This is a genomic window from Prevotella sp. P2-180 (assembly GCF_002251435.1).
GTDB lineage: Bacteria > Bacteroidota > Bacteroidia > Bacteroidales > Bacteroidaceae > Prevotella.
This window is the reverse complement of sequence record NZ_NPJI01000005.1, coordinates 35,052-60,998: the sequence shown is the minus strand read 5'-3', so window position 1 is coordinate 60,998 and position 25,947 is coordinate 35,052. Positions and strand designations below refer to the sequence as shown.

General features: G+C 47.7%; 13 protein-coding genes. 2 read left to right on the top strand and 11 right to left on the bottom strand.

The genetic code is table 11. From position 1 onward, the window contains the following. Positions 1-342 precede the first annotated feature (342 nt). The 7 genes from CIK98_RS00830 to CIK98_RS00805 form a co-directional block, all read right to left on the bottom strand. On the bottom strand, positions 343-13,686 hold the full coding sequence (locus CIK98_RS00830; protein ID WP_172409760.1) for a discoidin domain-containing protein: 13,344 nt from the start codon (positions 13,684-13,686) through the stop codon (positions 343-345). 18 nt (positions 13,687-13,704) lie between these two features. Further along, entirely contained in the window at positions 13,705-15,288 is a 1,584-nt protein-coding gene (locus CIK98_RS00825; RefSeq protein ID WP_141210345.1) for a hypothetical protein, read from the bottom strand. A gap of 139 nt (positions 15,289-15,427) precedes the next feature. Continuing rightward, positions 15,428-16,453, bottom strand: coding sequence for a FimB/Mfa2 family fimbrial subunit (locus tag CIK98_RS00820; protein WP_141210344.1), 1,026 nt, complete (start codon positions 16,451-16,453; stop codon positions 15,428-15,430). 98 nt (positions 16,454-16,551) lie between these two features. Beyond that, positions 16,552-18,495 (bottom strand): hypothetical protein, encoded by a 1,944-nt coding sequence (locus CIK98_RS00815; protein ID WP_094382403.1) that lies wholly within the window; start codon positions 18,493-18,495, stop codon positions 16,552-16,554. Positions 18,496-18,578: 83 nt separating this feature from the next. After that, entirely contained in the window at positions 18,579-19,739 is a 1,161-nt protein-coding gene (locus CIK98_RS00810; protein WP_094382402.1) for a hypothetical protein, read from the bottom strand. Further along, complete coding sequence (locus CIK98_RS17835) at positions 19,736-19,912, bottom strand: hypothetical protein (protein WP_172409759.1); 177 nt, start codon at positions 19,910-19,912, stop codon at positions 19,736-19,738. The genes CIK98_RS00810 and CIK98_RS17835 overlap by 4 nt, the downstream gene beginning before the upstream one ends. A gap of 21 nt (positions 19,913-19,933) precedes the next feature. Then, positions 19,934-20,521 (bottom strand): DUF3575 domain-containing protein, encoded by a 588-nt coding sequence (locus CIK98_RS00805; RefSeq protein WP_094382401.1) that lies wholly within the window; start codon positions 20,519-20,521, stop codon positions 19,934-19,936. A gap of 574 nt (positions 20,522-21,095) precedes the next feature. On the opposite strand from CIK98_RS00805, the gene CIK98_RS00800 reads away from it, so the two are divergent. Together CIK98_RS00800 and CIK98_RS00795 are read left to right on the top strand one after the other, a co-directional pair. After that, positions 21,096-21,362: a hypothetical protein gene (locus tag CIK98_RS00800; RefSeq protein ID WP_094382400.1), complete on the top strand. Its 267-nt coding sequence runs from the start codon at positions 21,096-21,098 to the stop codon at positions 21,360-21,362. Beyond that, the gene (locus CIK98_RS00795; RefSeq protein ID WP_094382399.1) at positions 21,359-21,772 is read left to right on the top strand and encodes a PIN domain-containing protein; all 414 of its coding nucleotides are present in this window, start codon (positions 21,359-21,361) and stop codon (positions 21,770-21,772) included. The genes CIK98_RS00800 and CIK98_RS00795 overlap by 4 nt, the downstream gene beginning before the upstream one ends. Positions 21,773-21,951: 179 nt before the next feature. On the opposite strand, the gene CIK98_RS17830 is transcribed toward CIK98_RS00795, so the two are convergent. The 4 genes from CIK98_RS17830 to CIK98_RS00780 all read right to left on the bottom strand — a co-directional run bounded on the left by CIK98_RS17830 (position 21,952) and on the right by CIK98_RS00780 (position 25,908). After that, positions 21,952-22,110, bottom strand: a complete 159-nt coding sequence (locus CIK98_RS17830; RefSeq protein ID WP_172409758.1) for a hypothetical protein — start codon at positions 22,108-22,110, stop codon at positions 21,952-21,954. Positions 22,111-22,378: 268 nt separating this feature from the next. Then, complete coding sequence (locus tag CIK98_RS00790) at positions 22,379-24,181, bottom strand: DNA polymerase III subunit gamma/tau (protein ID WP_094382398.1); 1,803 nt, start codon at positions 24,179-24,181, stop codon at positions 22,379-22,381. A 60-nt stretch (positions 24,182-24,241) separates the two neighbouring features. Then, on the bottom strand, positions 24,242-25,147 hold the full coding sequence (locus CIK98_RS00785; protein ID WP_094382397.1) for a dihydroorotate dehydrogenase: 906 nt from the start codon (positions 25,145-25,147) through the stop codon (positions 24,242-24,244). Next, complete coding sequence (locus CIK98_RS00780) at positions 25,135-25,908, bottom strand: dihydroorotate dehydrogenase electron transfer subunit (RefSeq protein WP_094382410.1); 774 nt, start codon at positions 25,906-25,908, stop codon at positions 25,135-25,137. The genes CIK98_RS00785 and CIK98_RS00780 overlap by 13 nt, the downstream gene beginning before the upstream one ends. Positions 25,909-25,947 lie beyond the last annotated feature (39 nt).

The following is a 25,947-nucleotide window of genomic DNA, read 5'->3' as shown; positions in this document are numbered from 1 at the left end:
TGTAAACTACATTTGTTTGAAAACTCCCAAACTACTGGTACGACTGTACCACAGTCTTGTATCACGACTGTTCCATAGCTTGTGGGACGGTCGTTCCATAGTTATGGTCACGAGTGTTCCACAGTTATGGAACGGTCGTCTCAACAGTTATGAAACGACCGTCTCAACAGTTATGGAACAACCGTCCCAACTACGTTCCTTACGGATTAATATGTAGTTTAACTATTTAGGTTGAACACCTCAACCACCTCATCATTACCGACTGCCACTACTATTCCTACCACGAGGAAGGGAAGTTGTAAACGTCCCCTTGTTTAATGTGGCCGGCATACGCACACCTTGTCATCTGGTCATAAGCCCGATGACCTTGTTGCTTCCCTCTGCCCTAACTACATATACACCAGGAGAAAGCTCTGCCTCGCAAGTGCCGAGGAACGACGGGACACGATGACGGAGGACACCGTCTGTGGTGTAGAAGAGTACATCGGAATCAGTGGAGAGACCAGAGACTGTTACGTGACAACGGTTGATGGATATTGTCCATCTGGCACTGTTTTCATCACGTTCACCGATGTCAGGACGCACACCGCCGATGGTCAATGAGAAACGCCCGGTAGTAAGTACTGGGGATGCCGGAGTCTCGCCTGCGGTAATCTCGGCAGTATAAGCCTCTTCCATGAGATTAGTGACAATGCCCGTTTGATAGTCCTTTAGCCATACCTCGGTGGTGGCGGGTGAAACGCCAGCACTCCTATCGAGCGAGAAGGTGTAACGACCTGTCGTGCCGACCCTCGTAGCCAAGGAAATTTCCTTTTCAACAGGAGCAGCACCAGACAAAGACATCATCTCGCCTCCTGCTCCGCATACGGCTATGTCGGGGATAGCGGGATTCATCGACATGAACTTCGCTCCATCGCGGTTGATGGCATATACCATGGAGGAGTTCTCGTCTGAGCTGTTATCCACCGGCAGCAGACTGACAGCGCCAGCCGCATGTGAAACTCCCGTGCTCCTATAGGCATCCTCACCTGTTGCATCTGCGGAAGACAAGGAGATGTTGAGGGCGGAACGGGTGCTGGCCGTGTTAGTAAAAGCAGAAGAGGTATAGAAGAGCTGGGCAAAGTGGAGATGCTCCTCTGTGTTGATGGTTGCAGTCTGTGTGAAGAAGGCTTCTCCGGGCGAGAGTGTGTTATCATCAGAAGATGCCCACATTTGCTTCGTCACATAGCTTCCATTGGGTTTCATAGTGTATATGACATGCGGCACATTCATGGCATACGAGCCATCTTCCATCTGTTGGTATATCGGATACCTACTGATGAGATATGGCATGCCCTTGAGATTCCATCCCATATTATATACAGAAGTGAAGTCAGAGCCGCCGTCGGTTGATGTGCGGTCGTCATATTGAGTGAGGGTGACATAATCCTTGTCGGCAGACTCGCGATAAGGATAGTCAGCGGCAGTCGCTCCGTATGCCGTGAAGCGAAGTTTTTGCTCTGTAGCTGTAGAGCCACGGTCGATGAGCATACCCTCGTTAGCTGTTCGGGTAGCTGTAGTGAGCTGTTTCCAGCATGGAGAGTTGCTCTCTTCAAAGCTGTACTTATAGTGGCTTCGTGCCTCACCGTCATACTCATATCGATAGAATGGTGCAATGGCTGTCTCTGCAACATTATTGTTGGAATCGTAGGTGGTGGTGGTGACGAAAGGCATTACGTTAGCATCCCCAGTCTTATAGTTCATGTCGAATGGCAGGGAGAAGAGGGAGTATTGTCCCTCAATGGTTCTCTCGGCAGCCACATAGCGGAGGTGGATTGTGTTGCCCTGACCATAGAGCGAGCCGCCCTCCGATGCAAGGACGTAGCCCGGGCGCAGGGGATTGGCGTCGGTAAAGTATGGTGAATTGTCGCTCTTTACATCACAAATCAGATTACCACCTTTTTGGAGATACACCACTGAGCCTTCATGTGGATAACAATGTCCTTTATAGCTTGTGGCAAGAGTATTGGCATGTATGTCCAATGGCGAGTTGATAGTTCCCGTTGACCATGTCTCAAAGCATCCTTTATCCACATAGGAACCAATGAAACGGGGATTGCCGAGAAGGTCACGGTCTGAGGTATAATCAACATACTGCTTGAGGTTGTCTGACACATGGCTCTTGCCGTCATATTTGCCTGTCGTGGCAACTTTTGACGTGCCATTGTTGCCTTCCTCGATATAGGAAGATCTCTCATGCAACTGATACCAAAGGTTGCGGTTGCTGACATCCGCCTCAGGTATTTCTCCATGATAAGCCGTAGTGGAAGGACGGAAATACGGAGCGAAAGGCATTGTAGAGTCTGTCTCCTTATACATTATATTATTAATGTCGTTTGAGGCGGGGGATTCTTGAGACAAGTCACCTCCTACGACTGTGCAGTTGAGCATATAGCCGCCGGAGCCGAGATCGACAAGGGCTGAGATGGAGGCTGATGGCATCGTGTTGTCACGTATGAGCGTGTTGTAGAGCAGTCCCGACTGTAGCTTGACGAGGGGTTGACCGGTGGCAGTAATCTCATTGTTGGCAATGATGGAGTTGCGTAGAGCCACATTGCCTTGCTGTATATCCACCACGGGCGATGTAGCGACATTGGCAGAGTTGTTATCTCCGCTGCCTATCTCAAGTCCGTCGAAAAGACAGTAGGTTAAAGACTCCACCGATTTTACACCATTCACGATAGTATGCTTGGAATAAGAAGAAGCCATACCGTCGCGGTCGGCATCCATAGCCTTGATATATTCTTCTATCTTGTCGTTATCGTAATACTTGTTTCCATTCTTATCTGTCGTCTCCTCAACTCCCGTATTGATGGCTGTGGTTGACGGCAGACTTCCATAAAGCGTCACGTTGTCGCGCATGGTGATGGTCTCACCGGTAGATGTGGCCATACCCTTTACAAAGACATACGATTTCTCATTATGTACGTTAGAATAAACGGCAGCGGCATCGATGGCCTTCTGCAGATTGCCCTTGGTATATGCCTTCTCCCATGAGAATCCATTGTAGTAGGCACTTGACGACACACGTTCGGGATTGACATAGAGCACACGGCTCAGAGTGGCGATACACTCATAAGCACCTCGCTCCATACCGGCAGAGCCGTAATGGCGGGTGTTAGCGGCAAGGTCGAAGTCCTGCTTCACCAAGTCCACATAATATGGGTCGTTGACATCATTGGCATTCGAAATAGCCACGTCAGAAGTATAAGGATACCTTCCCGTGAGGTCCTTCACGAGTTCCACATATTTCTTAGGTGATGCCTTACCGATAATCTTTGCACTCGGATTGACACGGAAGTCGCGCGAAGCCTTATCCCAACTGTCAGCAGCAGTCAATGCCGGATTGAAGAAGTTCGGGCCTTTGAGCACGTCGTTGTTGTCAGATGACAAGGTCACATTATTATTGACTTCATATTCTGGACTGAGAGACGATATGGCATTATACGACATGCTTCCAGTAGCGGTCAGACCTGTCCATTCTGCAGTTTTCTCATATCCATTATTGCACCAAAGCACAGAGTTGTGCATCTCCGATTTGCCTTGCTTATCTGAAAATTTTATCTCACCGCCATTGAGGGCAAAAGTGCAGTTTACCACCTTGGTATCTGTGGCGATGAGCGGACTACCCGTATTGCTATGGAATACGGAGTTATATATCAGAGCCTCACCTCCACCCTCGCCTATCGTTACTGCCGGCACTTCTGATGTAGAGCCATTGACACGGAAGTCGCAGCGGTTCATCGTCAGCTTATAGAGAGGATTGTCAGTTTTTGTGCCGCTGATTGGATATTGAGTATATTCAATACCTTTATTGCCGACTTTCTCTCCATCATTCGTAACGTATGATTTGCCAACAAGCGTGGTATTATCCTCTTTCTTCTGATCCTTATAGAACACAGCGGCTCCGCCTGGGCAACTTTTTCCGGCAATATCTTTATGCGGTGCCGACTTAATATTACAGAAGGTCAATCCGTCGAGATATACAGGCACGACATAATCCTTCACTTCTGTAGTAACATTTTTGCCAGTTTCACTCATGGCTGAACCCGATGATTCCCTCTGTCTTACATCACCTATCACGAACACATGTCCGAGCAGATTGCCATCCACACCTGAGCGTTCTGAAGCAAAAAGATATACTGGATAGTCGTGGATGTTCTCCAATCCCTGCACATCCTTACTATAGCCTCCACGTATAGTAAGGGAGTTCACACCCTTGGATGTCGAGCCATTCCAATCGGGCGGCACTACCCCCGTGGAGATGTCGGTAGTGATAGTGAAACCGAGATTGCCGTTGATGGTATATACGGGTTGGTATCGTCCTTCGAGCATACGGATTTCCTTGTCGTGTCCGTTGCGCGATGCGAGCAAGGTCTCAATAGCTCGCTGCACGTCGCTCGTCGCCGTCTCCCATGTCTTACCGTCAGCCACCGAGGCGCTGGTTCTCTCCTGTTGCGTCACCCATAACACGTCGATATGTCCGTCCTCCACCGACGGGTCGAGCTTCACGTGCTGGTATTCATACACGCCGAGATCAATGTAAGTCTGGTGGTGAGTAGGGTTGGGGTCAGTGGAAATACGCAGCATCGCCTTGCCCGTACCATCGGCGTATGTCATATACTTGTCACTGCCTATAGGCACAGCCGTCTCACCCGTGTTGACATTGTCATAGTCGTAAGCAGTGCGGCGGTAGATACCGGCACCCGCCGCCTTTGCCCCTGAGGTGCTCTGACTAACGGTATTTCCCTCATCGTCAATATAGACAAACTTAGGGTCATCACCCTTCAGGTCTTGCTGAAGGAAAGTCCATCCATTATCCACGAGGTTGTTGATACGTCCTATCATCCAGTCGGCAGATGTGTAATATCCAGCCTTTCCTGCCTTTGATGACGGGTTGATGAAGTTCGGTCCGTTGATGGCGTCGTTGTCAGAGTCGATGATGATGTTGCAGGTAACGGGGTTAAGACCTGTCCCTGAATCCTTGTCGGGATTATCTTCTGTTGACTCTTTGATAGTTGTGTTGTCCGCATCGAGATAGTTATATTTGCCAGTCCACAGCGAAGGTATGAAAGTTCCGAATCCCGTATAATCCTGAAGTCGGTAATCTATGTTTTTATTGGAGTTTACAGGGGCGTTGCCCTTACCTGCCTCGTAAGCGCAGAACCACAGCATCTCGGCGTTCTTGGTACTACTATTTAAGTCCTGGGCAAAGTTGGCAACCTTGTCCATCCCGCTGTCACCCGTCACCTCATTGCCCCAGAATATGGTGTTGACAATCTTATGCGGATTGTTTTTCACGAGGTCGGGGTTCGTAGAGTCTCCGCCCTTGTTTGCTGAATAACAATAAACGGCAGGATAACCGTAAGCAAGGTTGCGAACCACGTCACAGTTTATCATGTGTAGCGAGGCATACTCTCCGAGCAGCACAGCACCTCCCAAACCTGTCAGGTCGCCTCCGTCATTTGGATAGTTTGTGTCAGCCTCGTTGTTTGCAAACAGCGAGTTTACTATCACGGTGTTGTAGCTGGCGTTGATGGCTCCGCCACGTCCTGCGTATGTCACGTTGGTGCCGTTGACTTTGTCAGTTTCCACCTTGGCATAGTTCTGAACGAAGTTGCAGGCAAACACCTTCAGTTCGCTGTCGGTGAAGATGGCACCTCCAAGGCATCCGCCATTATTGCGGAAGTTGCAGTTGCGCACCTCAAGAGGTATGCTTCTATATCCTACAGGCCTCTCGATAGCATTGCCGCTGCCATCCGTATATGTTCTTAAGACATCACCTGTAGTCCAGTTGCCTTCGACACAGATGGCACCCCCCTTATAGTATGTTGATTTACTGTTCACGGCTTTCTCGTCATATCCCATAGCCATGCCGTCCTCGATCTCCACACCATCAATGATTACAGGCACACCAAGCTCGTATGGAACAGTGCCTTTGCCGGCATTTGAGTCAGTTATAACCTTAGGTTCTGGCAGTCCTCCCACATGATTCTCGTCGGCAATACAAGCAATAACGTGATATACGTTTTCGTTGGAATTACCATTCACCACCTGTCCTGACAGAATGGTCTGCACTGCCATCTCCCACGGTTCAGCAATGTTGTTGTGGTTGATGTCGGAGAGCTTGCGTCCTTTTATGATACTCTTTATATCTGGATGGGAGATAACGACAGTTGAATTGCCATGAGTAAATGTTGTCGATGCAACATTGCTTTCTGGAAGATTTCCAACAGAAGCGATATTTCCATAATACGACTCTCCATCGCTTGTGCTTGTCTGCTTCACTTCCACACCTCCCACGATGGTCACGCCTTCAGGCACGAGATATGTACGTCCGCGGCTGTTTACATATTCTCCCTTGATGTTTCGCATAGGATAATATGTACCGCCGCTGAGGATAATCTGAAACTCCTTGTCTGTGTTTGTATATTTGCCATTCGCATCTTTTATCTTGCGTGCCTCCCTCACATATTGCAGGGCATCATCGAGATAGCGCATAGGATAGGCGAACGACGAGCCTTCCTGCTTATAGTATGTGCTTTTGTCCTGGTTCTGCATCACCTCTACGGATGTTGTGGCTACGTCTTCCTCGTTCTTCACCACGAAGATTCGGGTCATGAGGTTATCTTCAGTTGCCTTGGGCAGCACCAGTTCGCCGATGGCTCTCGCTCCGATGTCAATGAAGTCGTTGCCCTCGAATGTGCGCGTTGTCTTTGCGAGGTCTTCGGTGGTAAGGGCGTATTTTGGGATAAGGTCATTGTAGTCCTTATACTCCATACCTCCACGCGCCAACAGACTGTATTTCTTTATCTTATAGAACTCATAACTATTATGCATTCTCTTGAAAGCCGTTCCCTTGCTGTCGGTATAGTCATGGTTGTACGTTTCTGTGGCGAAGCGCACACCCTTATCCAAATCGGTATGCACTGCGATGTTGTTGATACCCGGTTCACGAGTAGTCTCTGTGGCGCAGAAGGAGATGGGATAGTCATCGATGGTAAGGTTGGTGTTCCCTGCATCCGAGGGTGTCACCATTCCGTTGACGTTCGACTGCTCGCTACCCGTGTTCTGCCAGAACAGCACACTGTTTGCCCTGACATTCGGCGTGCCGTCGGTGGTGAACGAGATACCTCCTCCCGCTCCGCTTGCCGTGTTATATATGATGTCGGACGTGAAGATGCGGGCAGGGTTGGTTGCGGCGTTGACATTCTCAGAGGATGCCGATGCCGGTTCTTCCACGTATAGTCCTCCTCCGTCACCCTTGGTTACCTCGTTATATTGCACGATACTTCCGCTCACCAATGCGCCCTCTTCGAGATACAGTCCACCCCCGGCATCCGTAGCCTTGTTGTTCTGCACCACGCAGTTGCGTATATGTGCATATCCCGTGACGATGGCAGCCCCACCCACACGAGTGTCTGTTCTTTGTCCCGTAGATTGCTTCTCGCCGTCGGCATTACCGTCTTCTATGAATAGTCCGTCGAGCACGGCACGGGGTGATATGTTTGTAAGAGCATCTGTTGTCTTGAGTGTTCCCTCTTCGGTATATGTATCATTGGTGAACGTCACCACATTATATACGTTTACATCCTGGTCGTCAGCCTGATATACACCGCTGAGAGTGGTGCGGTTTTTCAGTACATCACGATTGTCGGTATAGTTGCCCTCAGAGACCTTGGTATAGAATCCGTTTTTGTCAGCACTTTCGTAGTCGTCGCTATATCCTCCCCATACCTCCACTCCATGAGGCACGATGATAGTATAGTCGCGAGTGTTCACCTCCTGTCCCGAAGCCGTCACCTTGTTGGAGCGGCGAGGGCGATATACAAAGCCAGAATACTGATTAGAAACTTTATCCGGTGCATCTCCCGCCAATTTCACAATCACCTTTCTCGTTGTCGAAGGATTATCCTCCAAATATCTTCCCGCAGCATCCAGTACCTTCTGCAACTTAGTCCAGCAAGCCGCATTTTCGGGATTGGCTGCCGAGCCTGTGCCTCGTCCGTTCTGCGTGACATAGAACACCGCCTTGTCCGCGCTTGTCGATACATCGGGAGTGATGCTGTAAGCACCATTAAACTCGTATGCTCCGATATCCACGGTACAGTCTTGGATACGGTCGGCATATTGGGCATCGTATGAAGGAAGCACAATGTCAGCGGTTTCCTCCATATTCTTTCCTAACTGGTCCGTTCCCATGTTAATGGCAATAGCCCCTTCTTTCAGACTATAGTCACCATTGACCGGATCGTTGAAGAGGTCTGAGACTGACATATTCTTGTCATCCATATAAACAAATGAAGAAGCATCAACATTAGTATAGGAATTGTCAAAAGTCTTATGAGCATTGCTATTCTTAAACAGACAGTTTTTCAGAGTTATATTACCTGCACCTGTAGTACAATCAAATTCTTTACTACCGTTTGTTGTATTATTATAAATAATGGAGTTATACACATCTATTCGACCATTTGAGAACCACTTACCAGAATAAAGTGTCAATGGTCCTTCATTAGCCGTAATTGTATTATTATAGAATCTACCATTCTCAAAGAACACGCCAGTACCTTGCGTTGTTCCGTTACCTGTAATCTTATTATGAATGACAGAAGTGTTGAATACAGTACCAGTTCTTTGATAAAGTCCTCCACCAAAGACATTATTGTCAGAACCGCCTTCACCATTTAATATATTACCATCAATCTCACAGTTTTCAATTATTCCACCATTTTGGAATATGCCACCTCCACGAGTATTTGATTTTGACGACAGAATATTATTTGTTATCACACAGTTAGCCAAACGTCCATTGATACGCAAAGCCACTCCAGCTCCACCGTCACGCTGATGTGTAATCTTGGTTCTTCCGTTGCGGATAACAAAACCATCCCAACTGGTAATGACACAGAATGGATTAATTGGGTCGTTATCAAACTCCAGGTTATTTCCTTGAGTGCTACCATTGATATTTCCTTTTCCTTTAAAATAAGGATAGGGCTGGGTCAACACGCGTTGTGTCTTGTATGCCATCTGATATGCATTGAGATCGTATGTATACCCACCGGAAACACCTTTATCAAATATTCCGTTGTTTCCAAACTGTATATCTTTGGGGTCAAAAAATTTTCCGTCACCATATACAGAATTTACTGTTAGTTTGATATATCTGGCACTAATTGTGGAACCAAAGTCTGTAAGGCTCTCTAATTCATTATCAACTGTTAATCCTGATATAGTATTCCAAGAAGAATAATCTGATGAATAATCAATCGTTATTGAATTTGGTTTATAGTTTCTACTTATTAATTTCATTTGACTTATGGAATACTCCTGTCTCATATCAATAGTGATGTATTGTGGTAAAATAGGCAAAGATGCATCCTTCCAAGCTGTATGCCAAAAAGTATTTTCATTACCGTCAATTGCATCTGCAGCCCTTCCTGTAGCACCCTCACCATTAGTTTCTTCAGTGGAAAACTCCTCTACAGTCCACTGAGTTCTATCTAAAGGGGAAAAATCAGAAGAAGATGTACCTGTTCCCAAATATATTTCCTTCAAATCGGTATAGCTGTTGGAATAAGTATTTATGATATTGATTCTGACATAACGAGCTGTAGCAGCCTCTCCCATAAAACAATAGCATGGATTCTCGTTTGACATAGTATAAGAGAATTGTTTTTTGTTATCCGTCCACAAGTCATAATCAGTGACTGGGGAATGATCACAATACTCTATCAAAATATTCTTAATCTTATAATTTCTCGCATATAATTTCACCGCATTAAAACTTTGCGATGACGACAAATCCAATGTTATGTGCTGTTGATTGGTTCCTTTTTTTATTGTATGCCAATAAGTAGATGTACTATTATCAATAGCCTGTTCTACCCTACCATTCGAGCCTTCTCCATTGACCTCTTCTGAAGAAAAACTCTTTATTCTCCAGTTTGTCCTATCAACAGGTTCAAAATTTGATATTTGATTCTTATAAAGACCTAAATTGTTTTTATAGTCATCCACCTGAGGCCCCCATGCTCCTGTACCAATAACACCTGTCTCAGTCACCTCGTCATCTGTCAATGTCTCAAGGATAGAGGTCTTGGGTACACGCTCTTTCATACCAGGGGATTGAGGGTCGCCTCCCTTGCCGGGAAAACCGCCATATACATCCACTGCATCACGCATGAAGAAGCCTTCGCGACGGATGTATTCACCCTCGCCTATCCAGACTTGAACGCGCTTGCTCTTGTCAACAGTTGAGACATCTATAGTTGTACGGTTAGGATTGACTGTGCTTTGACTTCCGGGATTGAAGTGCGTCACATCTGGAATCTCTGTGTATTTGATAATATTATCATCATTTCTCTCCAACGAGCGGGCAAAAGCCTCGTCCACTGCCCACTGGAGACCTGTGAGCTGATAACCTTCCTCATACAACTCGGCATCCACTCCGCCGAAGCTATGGTTGTTCTTGTATTTGTCTATTTCGAGATTTCCGTTGATGGCGTTCTGCCATGATGAGCCGTCACCGTCTCTTGTCGTGTCTATCGTTCCGTCGGGATTACGGTAGTCTCTCACAAAAATCACCTTGCCGTATGGGGGCATATAGCCTCCTTCCACGTCTTCGTTGGAAGTGTCGCCTTCTGCCACTTCATTATGGTTTTCCACTGCACCAATGTCGGCTGCACCGCCATAGTTGCGGTAGATATTTGTTGTTATGTCCTTGCCAAAGCCGGGGTCGGTGGCTGAGGAGCCTGTCTCGTTGGCGGCATTCACCATGGGATTGGTGTTCGTAGGCATCCAGTTCGGGTCGCCTCCGTACATCGTCACGTCGCCCTCCTTGTTCACTCCTATGTTGCTCGTGGGGTTGACGAACTTGGGATAGGTGGAGGTATAGGAAGAGTGATAGGAGAACTTGGAGGTGGCGACATCGCTAAAAGAAGTTACTCCCAGGTCCATCATATTGTTGGCATTGGTTGCTCCTTCTGCCAATCTTATACTTCCGTTTGATGTCGTATAGAAAGTGACAACCTTGGAATCGGGAGTAGAGGCATCAGCCTTCAAATCCGTTATCTTGGGATTGTTGCTTGAGGTATATGAGCCATAGCCGATATTGGCATGCAGGGCTGTGTTCTTCACCTTGATATTGGCATTGTATGTAGCCATCACTCCATATCCCACATTGCCACGTATGAGGCAGTGATTGAGGGTGAGCGTGGTGTTGCTGCCTGTAGCCTCAACGGTGGCTGCCTGCTCACGGGTGACGGCATTGTTATGGAAGATACAGTTCTCCACATCCACCTGCATCACTGCTCCTGGAGTGTTGCGCAGGAAAAGGGCAGAGCCTTGCGAGGCAGTGCAGTTGGCTACCACACAGTTGCGTATCTTGATGCCCGTCATCTGCTGGTCGGCATTACTGTTGATGACGGCGATGCCCGCTCCTCCCTCCAAAGCGAGGGTGGGCAGCACACTGCTCGTCTGGGCATTGGCGAAGTAGAGCTGCAATCCATCCACAATGACATCGGTCGCTCCATGGCGCACGGTGATGATATGACAACCATTTTCGGCATAGTCGCTGCCCGTTATATTGGCAGTGATGCGGGTGGGATAAGCCTTGGGATTTCGCTTGGAGACACCAGTGCCGGTGAGCGACGAGGCGAAACCGCCATACAGCCGCACATGGCTCGGCAGGTCGATATACGACGAGCGGATATGGGGCAGATAGGAATTTCCAGCCGTTGTGGCAGTGCCCTGCTTGACAAGAATCTGCACGGGGCCGTCTGCCGTTAGATTAAGAGTTTTCACATAATCCAGGGCATCGTTGATATTGCTGAAAGCATTCTCCCAAGAGCTTCCCAACGTCGCATCATTAGCAAGCGACACTACGGCATCTGTGGTGGGGTCGATAAATATTGTTTTTATCTGAGTGGTATTGTCCTCAATACTTGCCACCAGGGCACTTGCACCATTAAAGCTATTTGCCACAAAGGCGCCAAGCACGCAACGGGGGGCAAACTGACTGCCTAAGATGTCATCAGTGATATGTGCACCAATGATGTCATTGCCATTGGTGTCATAATCGCCAGATGTGGGATAGTCGTTGAGCTGCATACCCTGATGACGCAGATATGACGAGGCGCGGGGATTCCATCGCCCCGTGGCAGTAGTATTGTCAATCACACCAGCAGAGCCGGGAACGTCGGTGAAGTCAGGATAATATCCCGGAGTAGAGGTATTGCTGTTTTCCTCATTCAAGGAATACACTCCGTTGGTGCGCTTCACCGTACCGCTCCAATCGACGTAGTTGTATTTGGAGAGAGCCACGAAGTCGAGCTTCACCTTTGGTGTAGAGGCATGCTCACGGTATGTGGCATACTGCACATTGTTGTTGGCAGCCACCTCGTTGCCCCATATCACGGAATTGGTAACCATACCGCCTCCATCCACATAGAGTCCGCCACTGCGTCCGTAGCGCCGGTTGTTATACACCACTCCCGCTCCCACACATTTGTTGCATGTGATGGTGAGGTGGTTGAGCAGACCGCCATTCTTCATAAACACTCCTCCTGCCTCTGCCGATGATGTGTTGTTGTTCACCACGCATCCCGTTGCGAATGAAGCATATCGCGCATTGTCGTTGGCAGGCTGCGAGGAGAAAGCTATGGAGAGTCCGCCGCCACATCTTGCGGCATTGTTCTCGATAAGGCAATGGCGCACTATGCCGCCATCGTCGCAAGCCACTCCGCCTCCATAACCGTCGGTAACACCCACTCCACCCGACTGGTTCTGGGTGACATAGCATTGCTCCATCAGTCCTCCGCCGTCCATATACACACCGCCGCCACGCAGCGACGATGAGTTCTGGCGGATGATACAGTTGCGCAGCACGGTATTGCCCACCATATACACTCCGCCGCCATAACTGTTGTGATAAGCATGAGAGCCGTCAGTTTGCTCGGGCACGGTGCGGTTGGAGGCATTGCCGTCGCGTATGGTAAAGCCGTCGAGACCGGCGGTATGGGCAAGAGCCACGCCACGTTTTTTGGTGTCGAGACCGGAGGAATGGATTGAGGTGTTGGTGGCAAACCATACCACATGATATGAGTTGCCCGTAAACGACTCGTCGTATTCGTTCTTTGCCGAGTTCCACTTCATCGGGTCGGTGGAAGAAGAGCTATGATTGCCGCTAAGGATGGTGATGTTCTTCATTCGCCACTTCAATCCTTTGGCTTCAGAGATTGTCCTTTCTTTCGTTCCGTCGGCATCAAGGACGATACGTTTTTCGGGGTTTGCTTCGGGATTATCGGCACTAAATCCCCCATAAACCGTTATGCCATCATAGATAAGAAAAGAAGTGTATAGCACACCGTCGCCACCGGGGGTAGAAGTGGTGGGTCGGTAAGTTCCCTTCGCCACATACACTCGTCCCTCCGTGATGCCGTTTCGGGTCATATAGTCGTGAAGCGACTCTATGGCATCCTGCAGGTTGTTCTTAGCTGCCGTCCACGACGTTCCGTCGTTGGCATAGTTGCCCGACATTCTGACATATCGTACAGGACCGCTGAATGTTGTCTGCGCCATGGTTGTGGTGCAGAGGGTCAGCATAGCTGCTATAATGGTGTATATCCTTCTAATACTCAACATATTTTCTTGCATTTCAAATCAATTCATTGTCGGCTCTTCTGTGATTTTCATCACGTTCTGCGCCTTTTGCGATGTATCAACATTTATGAACACCCTTATCCATGGGGTGAATATCTTGTCGCCCGTAGGCTTTTCTATTCTGATGTATGTGTTATATCCCTTGGTGGCATGGTCCTCGTTGTATATGCTCGAACCGTCCGGGGTGGATGTGGTGTAGTTGTTGCACAGGAGGCGCATCTTGATGAAGTTGTCTGCAACCGGTTCGGTGCCTGCTGTCGTATTATATACCTTGGGCGTGACGTATGCCACTACCCTGCCATGGTATTTCATACCGTAGTCCTTCTCGTCAAGATGATAATAATAGGTGTTGTAGCCTCCTGATGCCACGTATGCACCCGTAGGACTTGAAGGCGTATTGTCATGAGCGGGAACTGAGCCGGATTTAACATTTCCGTTCTCATCTTTCACGGTATATTGCGGAGTGGTCTCCGACCCTATAAGACGGATTTTGTATGAACTGAGAGAACTGCTGTATCCCGTCTCCAACGGACGGAAGAGGAAACAACCGTATTTGGGCAGGTCGCGAAGCTCTACAAGCGAGAAGAAGAGCTTGTCCTTCTCGCTCTTGCTGTTCACCATTGTCTCACATTCGTATTTTGTCCAAAACTTATGGGCGGGGAGATAGGTGCCGCCTGAGGTGGCGGCATCCCATGAATCCAAAGGGGCGCCGGGGCTTTTACTCTTCTCCGTAGGCACAGCCCAGTCTGCCGTTCCCTGATAATCCTCGTCAATGCTCCATTGCACGTCCACTTTTGTCGCCACGTGATAGAGCACTATGTTGATGTTCGGCACATTGGAGGCATAGTCTGTTATTGTGCCGTAATAATCACCGTTGTCATCCGTCTTGTTATATGGTGTGGAATATACATCCTGCATATTGTTGCGCAGGGTGATATTGGAGAAGATAATGTTCTTCACGGCATCCTCCGTGCCGTAAGTGTCATCAGTATATGTCTTTGATTCGTTGATATACTCTCGCGGATTTGAGCCGCCGAATTTGCTTGGGCTGGCACAATTAAAGGAGAGATGATTGCTTTTCCCGTCTTCCGGCATAGAAGAAGAGGCATTAGTGGTATGCAGCGGTTTATATGAGGCGGCGGCATAAATTTTGCCCTTGCTCCTGTTGAGCGGCAGATTGATGCTGACATTGCCTTTATAGGTGTATATGCTGTCGGTGCCCGAGACGGTCTTTTCCCATGATGAGGTGAGTTCGTTGTCTGGGATTTCTATCTTCTGATATATGACGGACTTTGTGCCGTTGGTGCTCTCGTTGCATAGGAAGAGGTAGATATATTGGGGGAGATGGAATTGCTCGTATGTGCCGGGGTCGCCAAAGGCTCGTGTAGTGGCTGACGCCGGGGTCACAGCCTCATCGCCTATGCCCACATCAGTGGGATTGACGAAGCCTTCGGCTGGGATAGAGATGGATATAGGCATCTCCACGGTTTCGAGACCGCGGGAGGCAAGGCTGTCGTCATCCGAACAAGAGGTGACGAAGGCAGCCGCCATTATCATCATTATAGTCCATAATATGTTTTTCAAATCAGTAATCATCATAAATAAATATTTAACTCAGCCTTGAGACATATTATCTCCCCTCTCTCTTGGAGAGGGGCCGGGGGTGAGGCTTCCAACTTTAATTCTTTAATTTTTTAATTCTTTAATTTCTGACTTAGTCAGACTATATCTCTGGCTCATAAGTCCCCCCTTGCTTCCAGTCCAGCGTCACGCTTACTCCCACGTCGTGACTCTCGGGAGTGAGGGAGCCGTCCTGCTTCATCTTCATCTTTATTATCTTGAGATAACCGGCGAGGAGGGGTTGCTCCACAGAGATGATGTTCTCAGTGACAGAGCCGTCGGGGAGGGTTATGTATGCCTTTATGCGGAAGAGGGTCTCTGCCTGGGAATCTGCCCTTGCCGGGGCTTGACTGACGGCGGAAGCGGTGGCTACGGTGTTGTTCCTCGACGGGAAGCTCACGGCATAATGGCAGGTGCGGTGCTGACCGGGGAGAGGTATCTCAGTTGAGCGCACCACGGGATTGGCTGTGAAGGCGTAGGTGCTGTCAGCCACGGCGAAGGAGGTGGCTAAGTCCTGGGTGAACACCTTCATGCCGCGTATATCCACACCCGTGGTATCCACCACAAGGGCGGCGCAGCTGTTAGCCATATACAGATCAACGTAATATGTCTCGGTGCAGCCGCACACCTCTATCACCTGTCTTGCGGTGAAGAGACCGGTGGTGTGGCTGTTGAGGGTGTCGGTGAGGTTGTCATACTGCAACTTCATGTCATCGGGATGGGTGTCATCGAGGGGGCGGATATTTTCAGCGTCGGCTATATTTGCCACAACGAGATTACGGTAGTCACGTTCTGGCAGATACACCACGTATTCGGCTTGCGACGCATCCATCGTATGCTTTTCCGTTTTATACAGTTTGTCGTCGGTGTCATAGAATGAGAGAGAGATGTCGTGTGCCCAGTCAGTGAATATACCGCTGAGTGAGGAGCTGAGTGCTTGTGCCACGGGGCGTTCCTCCTCCGTGCCGAGCTGTGTTTCGAGTTCGGTTTGGATGTTTGTTCTGAGTTTCAGGCGATATACGATTTTGTTGTCCAATCCGCAGTCGGAGTTGTCCTCGTCGATGATAGAGCACGACGAGAGCAGCAGCATTGCGGCGAGCAATATTAGCAGACAAGACTTACTTCTCATTACCTTATTATATATATGATATTGTTGTTGTTAATACCGTTATAATGGCATCACGACAATAGATGTCGTGACGCCATTATAACAGAGTATTTATTGTATTACTCAATAGTAACATCGTATGTCAAACCTGTCTTCCACTCAAGGTCAACTGAAAGACCGAGCTGGAGCTTAGAGGCGCGGAGGTCAGGAATTGTGACGTATGCGTTCTTCAAGCTATTGATAGTGAATTTAGCTACTGTTGTATAATCCTGAATGAATACACGCAATGTATTTGCTTCTACAGGATAGCGATTCTCATAAGACTTATAAAGGTATCCTTCCGTATGATTATTCTCATCTGTATCATAGCTTACGGGCCAACCACTTAATGTCTTATTTTCTATTTCAAGTCTACCCACAAGATAAAATTTCTGACCATCAGCAACAATTCCATCTTGACCTTTGAAATCAACACCTGTATTGTTAACAAGCTCAATTGCAATGCTAACAGGTTCCTGATTAATAGCTGAAACATAGTTATCAAAAACTAATGTATAGTTTACAGTTGGTTGTGTAGAACCATCACTAATAATAGCAGCTTGCATGCCAGATACAACGTTCTTGTCATAGATGATGCCCTCATTTTGAGTTGCTGTAGTAACATAATTCCATTTAACTGATTCTGGCTGTCCACCGATAATAATACCAGTAACAGGAAAAACATTACTATTAGTTACATTGATAGCAACATCAGCATTGTCAAGCAATGTAGATTCCTTACAAATAACACTCGTCTGCAAAGATGCAACGCCATAGTTGATGTTATTACGCAAAGCTATCATACTTGTTGTTGACTTGACCACATTGTCTGAGAAACCAGACCAGTTATTGTTAGCATCCCATGTCGTTGTCATTACTGGCCAATTGAATGAACTGTTTGAGTCAGAGGATCTCAACGGAGTATTGGCATAATATGCAACAGGAGCGGGATAGCACAACTTTGAAACATTCATATTGTTCTGACTGGGTGTAGCTGACTGTGTCTCTGCAACATATGAAGGTACGGCAGGGGTAGCTGCTGACCAAGTCAATACCATAGAACCATCTGGGAAGTTCTGATAAGTCGGGAATTCCTTTACAGTATTAGAAACACCACTTTTCCATTCTAATTTTGAATGTGTCTCAGATCCCGTGGGCTCAGTATATGAAACTCCGCAATCTTCAGTTCCTTGAATAGCAGTAATAATAGCTTGCGCTAACTTTTGATAATCACCAGAACCTTTAAATATTGGATAACAAACATCATATAAACGATGAACTGTCTCAAGGATAGCAGCTGCTGAACCTGCTTTCAAAGAAGTAAAGTTTGAGTATGCTTGTTTAAGTGTTACTTCATCACCTGCGGTTGTTCCCTGCAAACTTGCCCAATTAGTTTCAACTGACTCTGAACCAACTACAGCCTTTGCAGCGGCAATACTTTTCAGCCAAGAACTAAGAGTTGTCTTTGGTGCATTCAAACCACTTCTTGATATTTTCTCAAGGTCAAAATGAATATTATCGACAGTTGTTGCTGAGGTGAGGTTGTTAGTAATAACACCTTGGTTAAATTTGGTATCAGGAGTTGTTCCCATTGGAGATGTACCATAGAACAAGAAATTGTCTGTACCTACGGGAACGTTTACATCACTATACACCGTCGAACTTTGAGATGAAGAAAGAGCGTCGCTATTTTCTATCGAACTTGTATTTGAAACACCATCCAATGGTATTGCCTTACTAATATAAGAACTTGTAGTAGGTACACCAGTAATAGGGAGCAGATAAATATTCTTCATACCAAGGAACTGACTACCTGAAGCCTGAGTATTCTCAGCACTCATTCTTGTCTTGCCATTAGAGGGCGTAGCGATATTAATCGCAAACTGGGTCTTCACGCTCTTGCCGTCATAGGTGGGATTGACGGGAGCATCGGTTACGTCGTCGGAGGACGAGCAGGCTACTAAGCCTGCGGTTGACAACAGTGCTATCGCACCGTTGAGAACATAATGATTAATTCTCTTCATAACTACTAAAAAATTTATTTATACTAATTTATTTACCTATTCTATTGGTGTTTTTGCGGAAGATACACCTGTCTCCAAAATAGCTACTCCAACTGCCCGATGTTGCGGCGGGCATCCTCGTTGCCTGAGGCTGCGGCACGGCGGAAACGGCGTAGGGCTTCTTGCTTGTTGCCCGTCATGTAAAGAGCCACACCAAGGGCATTCTGCGCACGCTCGTCTGACTCTACAGTGCGGAGCATCGTAAGTGCCTCTGTATAGCGCTGCTCACGCAATAGCTCGGAGGCACGGTTGATAACCGCGGCGGCTGAATCGGGCACATAGTCGTAATATATGCGGATGTATCCTGAATTGCGCTGGTCGCTCAGCACGTTGTCCTTAAGGTATTTATATGTCTTTCCGCCATTGAGTCGCTTCATCTTGCGCTCACGCTCGTCGGGGTTCTTCTCGGTGTCGATTATGTTGAGTAGTTGGTCGCGTCCCTCTATGTTGCTGTCGGCAATCTGGTCGCGCAGCTCTGTCCATGCCTCACCGCCGTTGCATAGCTCAAACATGGCATTGCCTGTCTTTACCCTCTGCTTGATATAGTCGCGCAGGGCGGCAGCACGGTTCTGACCCAAAAGATTGTTGCGCTTCACGCTACCCTCGGGCGAGGCAAGACCGATAATCTGTATGAGCTTTACGCTCGACGTGGAGTCAGCCATAATCTGGCGAGTGATGCTCACGATGGTGTCGAGAGTGGCGGCATTGTCGCGGAAGTCGTGCAGCAGTGTCCACTTGGCCAAGGGGAAGAAGACATACAAGGCTCCCTCCTCCTTGCGCAGTATGCGGCTGCTGTCGTAAGGACGATACTGGGATATATGCTGAAGCACGGGATTGTTGCGCTGTAGCTCGCCCGCCTTGCCGGTGTTGTCCTCAACCTGGGAGAACACGGGATGGAAGGGACGCTCGCAGAGGAAACTTTCGCAGCAAAGGACTACGGCAGGACTTACCTCGCAGCAACCCTCCCCCTCTACTGACGTGCAGAGCTGAAGTGTGGAGCCTACTACCCAGGGATAGCGGTCGGTGGGCAGATAGGCGGTGCGAGTGATGACTGAGTCGATACCCGAAGGCACATACGAGGGTACAGTGGCATTGCGGTCGCCAAGCACCACGCGGCGGCGCAGCTTCTTGGCATTGAGCTTGCCGCGCACAGTGACTGACTCCTCAAAGATGGTGTCGGTGCCGCAGGTGAAGAACGGAGTCACCAGATAGGAATAGTCGGAGCCGGCTGAGGCAGGGTGAAGGAATAGCGGACACAGTAGCCATTGCCCTCGCGCTCCACACCGTCAACACGCAGTGACATCTGCGGTGACGTCTGCGATATGGCATCTATACATGCCATAACCGTGAGAGTGATAATCAGAAAAAATCTTTTCATAAATATATCCTTTCCTTACCTTTATTTTATTATATACACTATGTTCAACGCCAACTTGGGCAGAACAAGAAACTTGTTGTCGGAACCACGGTAGGTGCCGCACTTAGGGTAGTCGTACCTGTCAGACCAGGTATAGCCGAGGTCGAGACCCGCCTCAGCCTCAAGACTCCAATGGGGAGAGATTATCCACGAGTAACCGTAGGATGCACCTATGGCGGCAAGGTCGCCCTGTCGGCGCTCACCGTCAACACCACCATAAAGTCCAAAGGGAAACTTGATGTCGCTTACGTTATAATGCACATAAGCTATGTTTGCTCCGAAGTAATGTCCTGAGAATGATTCGCACAACCAGTAGCGAAGTTGTGGGGCAACAAGCAGATGCTTGAGTTTCTTGTTGTCGGGAAAAGTCCAGGGATTAAGAGCGATATTCATCCCTGCTGTCCATTTGTTAGACAGCCTTAGCTCTATTCCCAAATTGGGAGTGGTGGTGGCATCGTAAAGGATATTGTTCTTAATGGCAATATTCTGCGCTTTGGAAGGAATAATGTCACCCGTCAACAATATCAATAATAGCATGAGGACTTTTCCACCTCTATTTTTTCCTTTCATTGTTATCCAAATTATATTAAAACCTTATCCCAACTATCGTTAAATTGATACCTATCATTTAAATCGGCATGCAAAAATACTAATTAAATTGGAACAGGCGAAATCTCCCCTCCCTCGATTAATATTTATTAAATTAGATTAACCGAATTTGCAAGTTCAACATAGAACTGCAATTTCTGGTAGATGAGAATAAATAATCTAATACCAGAAAACACCGAGGGGTGTAGTTTAACTATTTATGTTGACTACTTATCGTCTTATTCATAAAACATCATGCCGTCAAGACTAAGGTGCGGACGCTCGTTGTTGTAAAATACGACAGCAGCGTCCACGGCAGCCCTGACTTCTTCTATGATTCCAAAATCCCCAATTTTGAATATCTATAGTATTCCAAAATCCCCATTTTTTACCAATTATAGTGTAATATGTAACTTTGCATCACCAAAAAAATGGTAAATTCATAGGGGTGATGAGTAGTTACGGAGCAAGACGCAAGTTTTTCTCCCTTTTTCTTTGTCCTTTCAATTTTTATTTGTAATTTTGCGGCGAGATAATTTTTTAAGGAGTTACGATAATGAGAACATTGGTTATTGATCAGAATATTTATAATGGCGCCGAATCTTACGCTAAGACCCACAATATTAGCTTGAAAGATTTCGTTGAAAGCATTATTATGAAGACCCTGTCGTTAGAGAACACCTCTAAGAAAAGACAGAGTCATTCTTGGTATGATTACCCTTTGTCAGCCGAAGTAATGGAAATGACTTTTGATGAGCGTAAGGATTTGGGAGATAATTACAAAGAAGACTATGCCAAATACCAAATAAAAAAATCGCTATGAAAGTGTTTCTTGACACAAATGTAATCATCGATTTTTATGCACAAAGGGAGAGTTTCTTTAGGCCTGCAGCCATAATTGTCGATTTGGCCATGAGGGGAAACATTGAGTTATGTGTTTCTTCATTATCATTTGTAAATGCATTCTATGTTCTGCGCAAGACATATCAGGTTGAAGAATTATATGATAAATTGTCGAGATTTTCAGAATTGTGTACTATTACATCTATTGGAGATACAGACATTAGGTATAGTTTGAACAACAGAAGTTCGGATTTTGAGGATACGGTTCAGTACATATCCGCCAAGTCTATCCAACCAGATGTTATTGTAACACGAAACATTCGGCATTTTAAGGGTATAGACATGATGATCCAAACCCCAACAGAGTTTCTTGATGATTATTTTAACTAATAATATAGGGAGCAAGACTTAATTTTTTCTCCCTTTTTCTTTGTCCTTTCGATTTCTATTTGTAATTTTGCGACTGAATAATACTTTAAGGAGTTACGAGAGTGAACCAAGGTACCTGACCCTATGACCCTATTCTTTTCATTCTTCTAATGCATTTAACCAAAGGGCGCACTGTCACCTTACGACAGACGTCTGTCATAACTACGACAGTCGGCTGTCATAACTGTGACAGTCTTGGCTAAGACATTAGGCTTGCAGTTGCCATAAGACATCTCGTTTCGTGTTGTATAAGCCAGCTCCGCAAACACCCTACACCCTACATTATTTCGTAGCAGCATCCTGATAATCAGATGGTTAATGAATGTAGGGTGCCTCTCAACCCTACATTAACCCTACATCATCCGTACATTAATTTTTTCATGGTCTCGTTAATCGTCTCCGCGATGACCGATTTTTTCATTTCGATAGCCCGATCAATTCATTGGCGTTTCAATTTGTGTAAGGTGAATGTAGGGTGAATGTAGGGTTGAGAGGCACCCTACATTCTGTAAATATCTGAATGTCAGGCTTTTAGTATGAAATAATGTAGGGTGTAGGGGAAAAGATTTACGCTAACTCAAGGTCCATGATTTCCCGCAGTTTTTCCACTGCGGGATTTTCTTTGCTCATCTCCTCAAACTGCTCGCGCCTCGACAATATCCTCACAGCCTCCTCGTGCTTGGTAAGCACGAGTTCGAGTGTGATGGAGGTGTTGCTGAGATACAATTTCAGAGTGTTGAGAATGCTCTTCTGTATCTGCTGCATCTGTTCGAGTATCACCTGGTTGTCCACCATGACCTTCACATTCGGAAATTCACCTATTTTCGGGTTCATGTTCTTCATTCTGGTGGCTATGGCACTCAGTTTCTGCGGCATTCTGTTGCACATCGACATCCATTGCAGTTCAAGGTCCTCCTGCGAGAACTGGTTGTTTTCGGTGATGGGCTTTGAGTTAGGGTCGTTGGGAGCCAGCATGCCCGGCACGATTTGTATCTTGCTTCTCTTCGACATCTCGCGCACCTTGTTCCAAGAAAAGCCAACGTTGCTGCCGGCCTTGAGCACTGGGCGGTTCACGGTGCTGTAGTTTGCCCGTTGCTGTTTCCCATTCTGCTCTTGCACCACCATTGTTTCCTCCTTTGCATCTTGCTTTTTGTCAGCCACACCACCAGCCGCGGCCACCTGTACTGCCGCTTTTCCCTGCCGTTGCTGTCTGACAATATTCTGAAACAGGCATTTTAGTTGTCTGGGCCTACGCCCACTGCCCACAGAGTCGTCGGGTTGTGTTATCTGTGCTATTTCAATAAGCGTGAGTTCCACGAGCAGACGCTTGTTGGAGCTTTGACGATAATTCACGTCGCAGTCGTTCATCAGCCTAAGCGCCTGGTAGAGAAATCTTGTGTCGGCCTTCTGGGCCTGGAGCTTGTATTTCTCCTTCTGCTGTTCGCTTGCCTCAAGCAGCGACAATGTCTGGACGTCTTTAGCCATCAGCACGTTTCTCACGTGGCGAGCCAGTCCTGCTATGAGCTGTCCTCCGTCGAATCCTTTGTTTATCACGTCGTTCAGCAGCACCATCACCTCCGGCACCTTGTTTTCCAAACTAAGGTCGACGATGCGGAAATAGTTTTCGGCATCGAGCACGTTAAGGTCTTCTATCACCTTCTGATATGTGATGTTTCCCTGACAGAAGCTCGCAGCCTGGTCGAAGATGGACAATGCGTCGCGCATACCTCCGTCGGCCTTTTCGGCAATCACCTCCAGTGCCTCCTGCTCCGCCGTGATGCCTTCCTTCTCGGCCACCATTTTCAGGTGAGCCACGGTGTTTGCCACGGTCATTCGCTCGAAGTCGTATATTTGGCATCGCGACAGTATGGTGGGCAGTATCTTGTGTTTCTCGGTTGTAGCGAGTATGAATATCACGTGTGCCGGCGGTTCCTCAAGGGTTTTGAGGAAGGCGTTGAAGGCAGCCGTTGAGAGCATGTGGACCTCGTCGATGATGAACACCTTGTATCGTCCCACCTGCGGCGGAATCCTCGTCTGCTCCATGAGCGTCTTTATGTGCTCCACGGAGTTGTTGCTGGCAGCGTCTAGCTCGAAGATGTTGAACGACCGCTGCTCGTTGAAAGCCTTGCAGCTCTCACACTCATTGCATGCCTCGCCGTCTGAAGTGGGCGACATGCAGTTGATAGTCTTGGCGAAAATACGTGCACATGTGGTCTTGCCTACTCCACGTGGTCCGCAGAAGAGGTATGCATGAGCCAGTTTCCCGCTCTTCACCGCATTTTTCAGTGTAGTGGTCAAAGCGGCCTGCCCCACTACTGTGTCGAACGACAGCGGGCGGTATTTTCTTGCCGAAACGATATATTCACTCATATTATGTAACTTAAAAATTCGCTTTTCTCAACTATTGGTAACAGTTCAGCAAAGATTCTTTCACACCACCCCAATAATCTCCTGTACCGACTTGCATCCGTGCCTGTCTAACCAGTCGTTGATGCCATCGCGCACCTTTATGGTGACTGCAGGGTCGATAAAGTTTGCCGTGCCAATCTCTACGGCAGTGGCGCCCGCCATAAGGAATTCTATGGCATCCTCAGCTGTCATAATGCCTCCGAGTCCCACTACCGGAATGTTCACCGCCTTAGCCACCTGCCACACCATTCTCACGGCCACAGGCTTCACTGCCGGTCCGCTAAGTCCTCCAGTGCCGATGCTCAGTCTTGAACAGCGTTTCTCTATGTCTATTGACATTCCCATCAGTGTGTTGATGAGCGACACCGAGTCGGCTCCCTCTGCTTCTACTGCCCGGGCTATCTCGGCAATGTTTGTCACGTTTGGCGACAGCTTTACTATCAGCGTTTTTGAATATCGCTTTCTCACAGCTTTCACCACGCTTGCCGCTCCCTGACATGTGACTCCAAAGGCCATTCCGCCGTCTTTTACGTTTGGACACGAAATGTTGAGTTCTATGGCTGGTATCCGTTCCAGTGCATCCACTCGTGCCGCACACTCGGCATAGTCGTCGGGCGACGATCCGCTCACGTTCACAATCATGTTTGTGTCGATGTCTTTTATCTCTGGATAGATATGCTCGGCAAAGTAGTCAACGCCCTTGTTTTGAAGTCCCACACAGTTAAGCATGCCCTTTGCCGTTTCCACCATTCTCGGGTAGTCGTTTCCCTGTCGCGGATTAAGCGTTGTACCTTTTACTATTATGCCACCTATGCCTTCAAGCGGCACGAAGTCAGCAAACTCGACACCATATCCGAAAGTGCCCGATGCTGTCATCACCGGGTTTTTTAGAGATAAGTTATTTATTTTTACATTTAGAGATGCCATAATAATTTCTTAATATTTAACACTGGACCTTCCTTACACACGCATATATTGCCCTCTGTGGTCTTCTCTACACAGCAGAGGCACGCCCCGAGCCCACAAGCCATCATATTCTCTAACGAAGCCTCACATTCCACTCCGGCCTTGTAGGCATATCGTGCCACAGCCATCATCATCGGCTTCGGCCCGCATGTGGCTATCATGTCAAACGGTTCGCCCAGCACCGTATGGTTGGTCACAAAGCCACGCTCGCCACGGCTGCCGTCTTCGGTTGTTATACACACGCGTCCGTACCTTTCAAACAATTCTGTCTCCAGTAGGTCTCCTGCACTGCGTGCCCCGAGCAAAAACGTTGGCTCAATGCCTTTTTCTTTCATCTCCGCTCCCATGTAGAGAAGCGGAGCCACTCCTACACCGCCTCCCACAAGCAACACTCTCTGAGCCTTGTCCGTGGGCATGGTAAAGCCATTGCCTAACGGTAGCACGCAGTTGAGCGTGTCGCCTGGCTTCAATGCTGCTATGTGGCGTGTTCCGTCGCCTATGGCAGCCACCAGCAGCCATAGCTCGTTGTTCTCCCTGTCTACGAAATTGATAGAGATGGGTCTCCTGAGGAATGTGGATGGCGAATCGTCTACACGCACTTCCACAAACTGTCCCGGCAGCATCTCAGGCAGCTGATTGTCGTGGGTTAGCTTCAGCAGAGAATAGCGTCCTGCCATCTTCTCCACCGACTTGACTCTCAGGTCTAATATTTCTTTCTTCATTGCCGTAATATCCATTGATTATCTAATTCCCCGCAAAGG

What these genes read in the sequence shown, in the direction of transcription:
- CIK98_RS17835 (WP_172409759.1), bottom strand. Translation starts at nt 19,912, where the DNA reads ATGAAAAGATTTTTTCTGATTATCACTCTCACGGTTATGGCATGTATA.
- CIK98_RS00820 (WP_141210344.1), bottom strand. Translation starts at nt 16,453, where the DNA reads ATGAGAAGTAAGTCTTGTCTGCTAATATTGCTCGCCGCAATGCTGCTG.
- CIK98_RS00815 (WP_094382403.1), bottom strand. Translation starts at nt 18,495, where the DNA reads ATGAAGAGAATTAATCATTATGTTCTCAACGGTGCGATAGCACTGTTG.
- CIK98_RS00800 (WP_094382400.1), top strand. Translation starts at nt 21,096, where the DNA reads ATGAGAACATTGGTTATTGATCAGAATATTTATAATGGCGCCGAATCT.
- CIK98_RS00795 (WP_094382399.1), top strand. Translation starts at nt 21,359, where the DNA reads ATGAAAGTGTTTCTTGACACAAATGTAATCATCGATTTTTATGCACAA.
- CIK98_RS00780 (WP_094382410.1), bottom strand. Translation starts at nt 25,908, where the DNA reads ATGAAGAAAGAAATATTAGACCTGAGAGTCAAGTCGGTGGAGAAGATG.
- CIK98_RS00790 (WP_094382398.1), bottom strand. Translation starts at nt 24,181, where the DNA reads ATGAGTGAATATATCGTTTCGGCAAGAAAATACCGCCCGCTGTCGTTC.
- CIK98_RS00830 (WP_172409760.1), bottom strand. Translation starts at nt 13,686, where the DNA reads ATGTTGAGTATTAGAAGGATATACACCATTATAGCAGCTATGCTGACC.
- CIK98_RS17830 (WP_172409758.1), bottom strand. Translation starts at nt 22,110, where the DNA reads ATGCTGCTACGAAATAATGTAGGGTGTAGGGTGTTTGCGGAGCTGGCT.
- CIK98_RS00785 (WP_094382397.1), bottom strand. Translation starts at nt 25,147, where the DNA reads ATGGCATCTCTAAATGTAAAAATAAATAACTTATCTCTAAAAAACCCG.
- CIK98_RS00805 (WP_094382401.1), bottom strand. Translation starts at nt 20,521, where the DNA reads ATGAAAGGAAAAAATAGAGGTGGAAAAGTCCTCATGCTATTATTGATA.